The 8,554-nt window shown below is 75.5% G+C and carries 8 protein-coding genes and 1 pseudogene; 6 read left to right on the top strand and 3 right to left on the bottom strand.

Features of this window, described 5'->3' with window-relative positions; genetic code table 11:
- Both ACS04_RS23555 and ACS04_RS23550 read right to left on the bottom strand, forming a co-directional pair.
- Positions 1-191 (bottom strand): annotated as a pseudogene (locus tag ACS04_RS23555) (AraC family transcriptional regulator); the annotation flags it as partial.
- Positions 192-223: 32 nt separating this feature from the next.
- Positions 224-1,171 carry a DMT family transporter gene (locus ACS04_RS23550; protein ID WP_245236506.1) on the bottom strand — a complete coding sequence of 316 codons (948 nt, stop codon included), beginning with the start codon at positions 1,169-1,171 and terminating at the stop codon, positions 224-226.
- A 29-nt stretch (positions 1,172-1,200) separates the two neighbouring features.
- Between ACS04_RS23550 and pdxR the strand changes: the two genes are divergently transcribed.
- The 5 genes from pdxR to ACS04_RS35435 all read left to right on the top strand — a co-directional run bounded on the left by pdxR (position 1,201) and on the right by ACS04_RS35435 (position 6,182).
- A complete protein-coding gene (pdxR, locus tag ACS04_RS23545) occupies positions 1,201-2,730 on the top strand; it encodes a MocR-like pyridoxine biosynthesis transcription factor PdxR (protein ID WP_048478710.1) in 1,530 nt (509 codons plus the stop codon).
- 48 nt (positions 2,731-2,778) lie between these two features.
- The gene (locus ACS04_RS23540; RefSeq protein WP_158977469.1) at positions 2,779-4,365 is read left to right on the top strand and encodes a glycosyltransferase; all 1,587 of its coding nucleotides are present in this window, start codon (positions 2,779-2,781) and stop codon (positions 4,363-4,365) included.
- A gap of 153 nt (positions 4,366-4,518) precedes the next feature.
- Positions 4,519-4,950 carry an LAETG motif-containing sortase-dependent surface protein gene (locus tag ACS04_RS23535; RefSeq protein WP_048478709.1) on the top strand — a complete coding sequence of 144 codons (432 nt, stop codon included), beginning with the start codon at positions 4,519-4,521 and terminating at the stop codon, positions 4,948-4,950.
- 117 nt (positions 4,951-5,067) lie between these two features.
- Entirely contained in the window at positions 5,068-5,670 is a 603-nt protein-coding gene (locus ACS04_RS23530; RefSeq protein WP_245236505.1) for an RNA polymerase sigma factor, read from the top strand.
- Positions 5,667-6,182 carry a hypothetical protein gene (locus tag ACS04_RS35435; RefSeq protein ID WP_053080911.1) on the top strand — a complete coding sequence of 172 codons (516 nt, stop codon included), beginning with the start codon at positions 5,667-5,669 and terminating at the stop codon, positions 6,180-6,182. The genes ACS04_RS23530 and ACS04_RS35435 overlap by 4 nt, the downstream gene beginning before the upstream one ends.
- Positions 6,183-6,630: 448 nt before the next feature.
- Here ACS04_RS35435 and ACS04_RS23515 read toward each other — a convergent pair whose 3' ends face one another.
- On the bottom strand, positions 6,631-7,104 hold the full coding sequence (locus ACS04_RS23515; RefSeq protein ID WP_048478708.1) for a MarR family winged helix-turn-helix transcriptional regulator: 474 nt from the start codon (positions 7,102-7,104) through the stop codon (positions 6,631-6,633).
- Positions 7,105-7,305: 201 nt separating this feature from the next.
- Between ACS04_RS23515 and ACS04_RS23510 the strand changes: the two genes are divergently transcribed.
- Positions 7,306-8,526: an MFS transporter gene (locus tag ACS04_RS23510; protein ID WP_048478707.1), complete on the top strand. Its 1,221-nt coding sequence runs from the start codon at positions 7,306-7,308 to the stop codon at positions 8,524-8,526.
- Positions 8,527-8,554: the final 28 nt, after the last annotated feature.

Raw genomic sequence — 8,554 nt, 5'->3', positions numbered from 1 at the left:
CGCCCGCCGTGGCTGAACCAACCCCGCCCACGGGTGACGACCACGGCGACGTGGTGGTCCAGGGCCCGGGGGCCGACCACCGGCAGCAGCCCCTGCTGCACTCCGACGCCGAGACAGACCAGCCCGAGGCGCCGGTGGTTGGCGGTGGGGGCGAAGTACCGCATCCAGCTGCTGTACGGGGGCTTCGGCATCTGCGGATTGTGATCCACCGGGCCGGGCCCCCTCAAGGGGACGCGGGAGCCCGCCCCTTGCGCGACCTCAGCCGCAGCGGCCCGCGTACGGGCCCCTGCCGGGGGCCGCCGAGCCCGGCCGCGAGCCCCGCGACCACCACGACCAGGCCCAGCCAGACCGGCGGTCCGGGCGTCCCGCCGCCGCACAGCGCCCCGATGGCGGCCGCGGCGAGGGGCGCGACCCCGGTCAGCAGTCCGGCCCGGCCGGCGCCCACGGCGGCCACCGTGCGGTACCAGAGGAGGAAGGCCACCGCGGTGACCATGACGGCGAGGTACCCGGCGGCCGCCCACCGGGCCGGCCCGAGGGACAGCACGTCCGCCGGGCGCTCGGTGCACAGTGTCAGCACCGCCAGCATCACGGCCCCCATCCACACCGCGTGTACGGAGACCCCCCACGGGCCGTGCCGGCGCAGGACGGGCACGGCGAGCAGGGTGAACGCGGCCTCGCAGGCGAGCGCGAGCGCCGCCCAGGCCACTCCGGCGGCGTCGGTGCGGCCCGTGCCCTCCACGAGGACGGCCCCGGCGACGACCACGACGGCCGCTCCCAGGATCCGGCGGCTGGGCCGGCGGCCCTCCAGCAGCGGACCGAGCACCCCGAGGAGGACCGGTACGGAGGCCACCGCGACGGCGATGACGGCCGGCTCGGCGTGCGCGACCCCGCGGACGACGGCCACGTTGAACAGCACCAGCCCGGTCGCCGCGATCCCGGCCAGCCACAGCCACTCCGGGCCGCGCGGACGAGGGACGGGCACCCGGGCCACCCGGGCGAAGGCGGTCAGGAGCAGCGCGGCGGCCGCGTAGCGGACGGCCTGGGTGGCGAACAGCGGGGCGTGGACCAGGGAGCGCGAGACGGAGACGCTGCTGCCGACCAGCACCATGCCGAGGACGCCGGGGGCGAGGTCGCGCAGCGGGCCGCGCGAACGGGGAATGGAGGTGTTCACGAGGTTCAGGCTCTGCCAGCATCGGACCCGTGGACAGTGCCGAAGAGAGCGAAACCCAGGGGTCCGAAACGCCGGCACGCGCCGGCACCGCAGGCGGCTCGGACTTCCTCCAACTCGACCTGGAGCAGGCCCCGCCGGGTGGCCGCACCGAGTGGCTGACGGCACGCATCCGGGCCGCCATCGCCGACGGCACGCTCCCCCTGGGCAGCCGGCTCCCGTCCAGCCGGGTGCTCGCGGCCGAGCTCGGCGTCACCCGGGGTCTCGTCACGGAGGCCTACCAGCGCCTGGCCGACGCGGGCCAGGTCCAGGGCAGCGGCCGCGCGGGCACGAGGGTGGTCGCCGCCCCGCTGCCCCCGCCCGCCGCACTGACCCGGCCCGCCCCGACGGGCGGGTCCGGAGCCTTCCCGGCCGGTACGGGCGGGCCGTTCGGGCCGGGGGCCGGCGGGGCGCCGGTCGACGCCCTGCGGGCCGTACCGTGCCGGATCGACCTCTCACCGGGGGTACCCGATCTGAGCGCCTTTCCGCGTACCGCCTGGCTCCGGGCCGAGCGGCACGTGCTCGCCGGGCTCACCGCCGCCGACTTCGGGTACGGCGATCCGCAGGGCGCCCCCGCGCTGCGGTCGGCGGTCGGCGGCTGGCTCGCCCGCAACCGCGGGATCCGCGCCGACCCCGGCGAGGTCGTGATCGTCGCGGGGGTGGCGCAGGCGCTCGGCCTGGTGGCGCACGTCCTGAGCGAACGCGGCCTGCGGAAGATCGCCGTGGAGGACCCCGGCTCGCTCGGGGCGCGACAACAGCTGGAGTACGGGCGGCTGGAGACCGTACCGGTGCCCGTGGACGAGGGCGGAGTGGACACCGCCGCGCTCCGCGCGAGCGGGGCCCGCGCGGTCCTGCTGACCCCGGCGCACCAGTTCCCCACCGGGGTCGTCCTCGACGGCGCGCGCCGCCGGGAACTGCTGGCCTGGGCGGCGGCCGGAGGGCTGGTCGTCGAGGACGACTACGACGCCGAGCACCGCTACGACCGCGCGCCCGTCCCCGCGCTGCGCGCCCTGCTGCCCGAGGGCGTCTGCTACGCCGGGAGCGTGTCCAAACTGCTCGCCCCCGCGCTGCGGCTCGGCTGGCTGCTGGTCCCGCCGCGCCTGCTCGGCGAGGTGGTCGCCGCCAAGCGCTACGCCGACCTCGGCAATCCGGTCCTCGCCCAGCTGGTGCTGGCCCGGCTGATGGACTCGGGCGAGCTGGAGCGCCACCTGCGCTTCGTCCGGCGCCGGCACCGCCGCCGGCGGGACGCGATGCTCCGGGCGATCGCCGCGCACCTGACAGGGGCCCGGGTCCACGGCGCGGCGGCGGGCCTGCACCTGGTGGTCACCTTCGACGGGGCGGACTTCGAGGACACCGCCCTGGCGGCCGCGGCCCTGGCGCTCGGGGTCAAGGCCCACCCGCTGTCCTGGCACCGCATCAGGCCGGGCGCCCCCGGGCTGGTCCTCGGCTACGCGGCGGGCCCGCCGGGCGAACTGGAGGAGGGCGTCGCGCTCCTCGGCCGCGCCCTGTCCCGGCTCCGCTGAGGGCGGCCCCCTCCGAAGGCGCGGAAGCGGAACTTTATGCTCAGCGGCATGCACCACGCGTCCGTCCCCGACATCACCGTGATCATCGCCGTCTACAACGCGATGCCCTACCTGAACGAGTGCCTCGACTCCGCGCTCGGGCAGAGCCTCGGCGTCGAGCGGCTGGAGATCATCGCCGTCGACGACGGCTCCACGGACGGCAGCGGCGCCGAGCTGGACCGCTACGCCGCCCGCCACCCCCAGGTCCGCGTCCTGCACCAGCCCAACTCCGGCGGCCCGGGCGCCCCCCGCAACCGGGCCCTCGACCTGGCCCGGGGCCGGTACGTCTTCGTCCTCGACGCCGACGACCACCTCGGCCCCGAGGCCCTGGAGCGGCTCCTGGACATGGCGGAGACCCAGGGCAGCGACGTCGTGCTCGCCAAACAGGTCGGGCTCGGCCGGCCGGTGTCGGACAAGGCCCACCGGCACGCCGAGGACGCCGACCTCCACACCTCCGAGGTCTACCGCTCCCTCCACTCGGCCAAGCTGATGCGCCGCCGGATCATCGAGGAGGGCCGGCTGCGCTACCCGGAGGACCTCTGGTACGGCGAGGACCAGGTCTTCGTGACCGAGGTGTACCTGGCCGCCGGGAAGATCTCGGTCGTCGGCGACTACGACTGCTACTACCTGCGCCGCCGCGAAGACGGCCAGAACATCACCGCGCGCCCCCGCACGGCGGCCGAGACCGTGGCCCACATCGAGCGCGTCATGGCCCTGGTCGCCGAGCGGGTGCAGGACCCGGTCGGGCGGCGCCGGATGCTGGGCCGGCACTTCCGCAGCCTGCTGCGCACGGCGCTGCGTCCGGCCGTCGAGGCCCGCCACGAGAACCCCGGCTTCACCGCGGAGGTGTACGAGCGGGCGCGGGCACTGGTGCAGACGTACTGGCGGCCCGAGATGGGGGGCGAGCTGCCGACCGTCGACTGGATCCGGTTGTACGCCTTCGCCTGCGGACCGCTGCCCGCCTTCGAGCAACTGATGGAGTACGACCCGGCCCTGGAGCCGGCGCCGAGGGAGATCGTCGACGACGGCCGCGTGTACCGCTGCTACCCGCTGTTCCGCGATCCGGCGGCGGGGCTGCCGGACGTGCTGTTCGACGTGACCGACAAGCTCAAGACGCACCACCGGCTCGCGTCGCTGACCTGGCAGGGCAGCCGCGTACGGCTGACCGGGCACGCGTACGTCCAGTCGCTCGGGACCGACCGCATGGAGAGCGAGCTCGTGCTGCGGGCGAGGGAGACGGGCGAAGAGCACCTCGTGCCCGCGCTGGCCCGACCCGCCCCGGAGCTCACCGAGCAGAACCCGGAGCTGATGATGGCCGGGTTCCTCGCGGAGCTCGACCTGGCCACGCTGGCCGGCGGCGAGCCCATACCGCCCGGCACCTGGGACTGCTTCCTCAACGTACGGGCGGACGGGGTCACGCGCACCGTCCGGCTCGGCCGCCGGCACGCCCCGGAGCTGGACCGCACCGCCCGCCGGGCCAAGGTCGTGGCCCGCGACCCGGGCGGCGCCACGGAGCTTTCGGCCGCCGCCTTCTTCACGGCCTACGGGAATCTGAGCTTCGAGGTGGTCCGCAGGATCCCGCTGCCCACGGCCTGAAAAGAAACTTCGGGCCTGAGAAGAATCTTCGGGCCTGGGAAAAATTTCTCGGAATCGGCGGCAACCTCCCGGGGGGTCGCGCGTCGTGCGGGGGTGAAGGGCGGCGTTGAGAGCCCTGCACCGACCGTGACCCGACCGTGGAGAACCACTGTGATGAACCTGAAGCGCGTCCCCTCGACCCTCCGCCGGGCGGCCGTCACCGCTGCCGCCACCGGGGCGGTCCTCGCGCTGGCCGGTCCCGCCTTCGCCGCACAGGGGGCCTCGGCCACCCCGTCGGCCGCCCCCGGCACGGCGTCGAGCGCGACGCCCACCCCCTCGCGCAGCGTGCCGCCGACCGCGGCACCGAGTGCCAAGCCCTCGCCCTCGCGCAGCCTCCCGCCCACGGCGGCGCCGAGCGCCACGCCGACCGGCCGCACCGACGCGGAGCCGAGCGCGGCGCCCTCCGCCGCGCCCTCGCGGAGCGGGGACGAGCTCGCGAAGACCGGTTCGTCCGCGACCACCGCCGCCCTCGGGGGCGGGGCCGCCGCCCTCATAGCCGCCGGGGCCGGCACCCTCTACGCCGTCCGGCGCCGCGCCAACGGTTAGGAACCCGGGACTCCAGTGCTCCATCTCGTACCACCAGCACCATTCGCACGCCCCCTCACGCTCGGCTTCGGCCGGGCGTGGCGGGGCCGGCGGTCGTGGCCGGCTCTGTGGTCGGCGGTGCTGCGCCGCGAGCGCGCGACCCCGCCGCGGTCCGCGCAGCCGTACGGGCAGGGGGCCGCGTACGGGGCCCTCGCGGGGGAGGGGGCGGGCACCGGGTACGGCGACGGCGCCCCGCAGCCCACCGTCACCGAGCTCTACCACGCACACCGGCTGCACATGGTCCGGCTGGCGGTGCTGCTCGTCGACGACCTGGCCACCGCCGAGGACGTGGTCCAGGACGCCTTCACGGCCCTGTACCGGCGCCACGGCGAGCGGATCAGCGAGGTCGACAACGCCCTCGGCTACCTGCGGACCGCCGTCGTCAACACCTCCCGCTCCGTGCTGCGCCGCCGCCGCACGGCCCGCGCGTGGACCCCGCCCGCGGCGGCCGAGGTCCCCTCCGCGGAGGACCACGTCGTCCTCGACGAGGCACACCGCGAGGTCCTCGCCGCGCTCGCCCGGCTGACCCCGCGCCGCCGCCAGGTCCTCGTACTGCGCTACTGGGCCGAACTCAGCGAGGCGGAGATAGCGACCACCCTCGGAATCAGCCGGGGTGCGGTGAAGTCGAACGCGAGCCGCGCCCTGGACGCGCTGGAACGGATTCTGGAGGGACGGATATGACGCACGGCGAACGCCCCGTCGAGAGCAGGCTGCGCCAGGCCCTCGACGCCCGCGCGGCCGGGATCACCGTCCGAGACCTGCGCCCCGCGCAGCCGCCGGGACGGCACGCCGGGCGGCTGCCCGCCGCGCGGCTGCGGATGAGCCTGCGCCGGTACGCGCTGCCGCTTGCGGGACTGGCCGCGGCTGCCGCCGCCGTGACGGGGTACCTCGTCCTCGGCCCCGACCCCGCCCCGCCCCGGCCGGTGCCGCCGGCCTCGCCCCCCGAGATCACCGGCCCCGGGCCGACCCCGGATCCCCGTACGGGAACCGGCACCCCGAGCCCGTCGGTGGCGCCGTCCCCGCCGGCCTCCCCGGCCCCCGGGACCCGCTCGGCGCACCCGCCCGAATCGGGCCCGACCCCGTCGGGGTATCGCTCCCCGCTCCCGCCGTCGAGGTCCTCGGCCCCCAGCGCCCGGCCGAGCACCCCGGTCCGCTCCTCCCCACCCCCGAGCCCCAGCGCCTCGAAGGGCTAGGGGGTGTCTTTCGGCTCTTGTCGAGTGGGCCTGCGGGCAGCAAGGCCCCCGCGCCGGCCACGGCCGTGACCGGCCGCCGGGCTTTCGGGGTGAGGGTGAAGGAGCCGAAGGTGCCCTTCGCCTCGAAGCGCTGCCGCGCACCCGCTGCCGGTCACGTACCCCGGCGGCCCACGCGACGGCCCGTACGGACGCCACCGGCGACGGTGTCGTCCACCGGGCGCCCCCGTCGGCGAGGTCCAGGCCACTGACCGGGGTGTAGCCGTGCCACCCGCCCATCACCGCGGTGTCCGCTTGGACCGCGAGGTTCCCCGTCCACCATCATCGGACCATCCCACCGTGGGCGGCCCGCCCCCGAAGGCGGTGCCCCAGGGGAGACGGGGGCCCCGGCGGTCGTGTCCGGATCGTGCGGATCCGCCGCAAGAGGCGGACTGGGCAGGGGGTCTGCGGGCTACGGGAGCTGCGGGACCGGGGACGTGCGGGTGTTCTCCACCGCCGTGACCAGGGGGGCGAGTTCGGGGTTGCGGGCGGCCTCCGCCAGTGCCTCGCGCAGCGCGGCGTCGTTGGTCGGCCGGGCGGCGGCCAGCAGGGCCAGGCCCGCCTCGCTCACGTCGGTGTAGATGCCCCGGCGGTCCGTGTCGCAAATGTAGCGGTTGAGCAGCCCGCGGTCCTCCAGCCGGCTGACCAGCCGGGTGGTCGCGCTCTGGCTGAGCACCACCGAGTCGGCCACCTGGTGCATCCGCAGGTGGCCGCCCGGGCCGCTGTGCTGGCGGCTCAGGACGTCCAGCAGCGAGTACTCGCGCACGCTGAGCCCGTGTCCGGCCTGCAGGGCCCGCTCGATGTGGGACTCGATCCGCCCGTGCAGCAGGGAGAGGGCGCACCAGCCCTGGGCGAGGCCGGTCAGTGCGCTGTCGGTGGCCGTCATCGGCTGCTCCCTGCTCCTTCACACCGCTTCCGGTGTTCCCGTACCCCTGTGTTCCCAAGGGTTCCCTTCCAGGATAGGCCACTCACGCAATAGCCCGCGCTTGCAATTAGCCCGCGCGTGCAATTAATGTGGACGCACGTAAGCAGCGCTGGAAAGTGCTGCGGAACCGCACCACCCCCTCCCCTGAAGGGCACTCCCCTCATGCCTCTCGCACTCCTCGCCCTGGCCATCGGGGCCTTCGGGATCGGCACCACCGAATTCGTGATCATGGGCCTGCTCCCCGAGGTCGCCGCCGACTACGGCACCTCGATCCCCACCGCCGGCTTCCTGGTCACCGGATACGCCCTCGGCGTCGTCCTCGGGGCCCCGCTCATGACCGTCCTCGGCACCCGGGTCCCCCGCAAGCGCATGCTGATGCTGCTCATGGGCTTGTTCGTCGCGGGCAACGTGCTCTCCGCGCTGGCCCCCGCCTTCGGCGTCATGCTCGCCGGGCGCGTCGTCGCCTCGCTCGCCCACGGTGCCTTCTTCGGCATCGGCTCGGTGGTGGCCGCCGGGCTCGTCGCGCCCGAGAAGAAGGCCGGGGCCATCGCCATGATGTTCACCGGTCTGACCGTGGCCAACGTCGTCGGCGTCCCGCTCGGCACCCTGGTCGGCCAGACTCTCGGCTGGCGCGTCACCTTCCTGATCGTCGCCGCCCTCGGCGTCCTCGGCCTGCTGGGCATCGCCCGGCTGGTCCCCGAGCTGCCCCGGCCCGAAGGCGTCCGCATCCGCCACGAGCTGGCCGCCTTCCGCAACGTCCAGGTGCTGCTCGCCATGGCGATGACCGTCCTCGGCTTCGGCGGCGTCTTCGCCGCGATCACCTACATCACGCCGATGATGACCAACGTGGCCGGCTTCGCCGACACCTCCGTCACCTGGCTGCTCGTGCTCTTCGGCCTCGGCATGGTCGCCGGCAACCTCATCGGCGGCCGGTTCGCCGACCGCGCCCTGATGCCGATGCTGTACGTGTCCCTGGGCGCCCTGGCCGTGGTCCTGGCCGTCTTCACCGTCACCGCCCACCACAAGATCGCCGCCGCCGCCACGATCGTGCTGATCGGCGCGCTGGGGTTCGCGACCGTGCCGCCGCTGCAGAAGCGCGTGCTCGACCAGGCCGCCGGCGCCCCCACCCTGGCCTCCGCCGTCAACATCGGCGCCTTCAACCTCGGCAACGCGCTGGCCGCCTGGCTGGGCGGGCTCGTCATCGCCGCCGGGCTGGGCTGGACCGCCCCGAACTGGGTCGGCGCCGCGCTCGCCGCCTCCGCCCTGGTCCTCGCCCTCGTCTCCGGCGCTCTGGAGCGCCGTACGGCCGCCCGTGCGGGCTCCGGGGGCCGGGTCGTTACGGGCGCCGCCGCGAGCGCCGCCCCCGTACCCGTCCACCACTGATCCCCGCTCCCACGCCACCAGCACCAAC

Source organism: Streptomyces roseus, assembly GCF_001044425.1.
Taxonomy (GTDB): domain Bacteria; phylum Actinomycetota; class Actinomycetes; order Streptomycetales; family Streptomycetaceae; genus Streptomyces; species Streptomyces roseus.
The sequence above is the reverse complement of the archived record's forward strand: the minus strand, read 5'-3'. Positions and strand labels throughout refer to the sequence as shown.

Bases quoted from the DNA above. Each gene is read 5' to 3' on its own strand.
- ACS04_RS23540 (WP_158977469.1), top strand. From the start codon at position 2,779: ATGCACCACGCGTCCGTCCCCGACATCACCGTGATCATCGCCGTCTAC.
- ACS04_RS23535 (WP_048478709.1), top strand. From the start codon at position 4,519: ATGAACCTGAAGCGCGTCCCCTCGACCCTCCGCCGGGCGGCCGTCACC.
- ACS04_RS35435 (WP_053080911.1), top strand. From the start codon at position 5,667: ATGACGCACGGCGAACGCCCCGTCGAGAGCAGGCTGCGCCAGGCCCTC.
- ACS04_RS23515 (WP_048478708.1), bottom strand. From the start codon at position 7,104: ATGACGGCCACCGACAGCGCACTGACCGGCCTCGCCCAGGGCTGGTGC.
- ACS04_RS23510 (WP_048478707.1), top strand. From the start codon at position 7,306: ATGCCTCTCGCACTCCTCGCCCTGGCCATCGGGGCCTTCGGGATCGGC.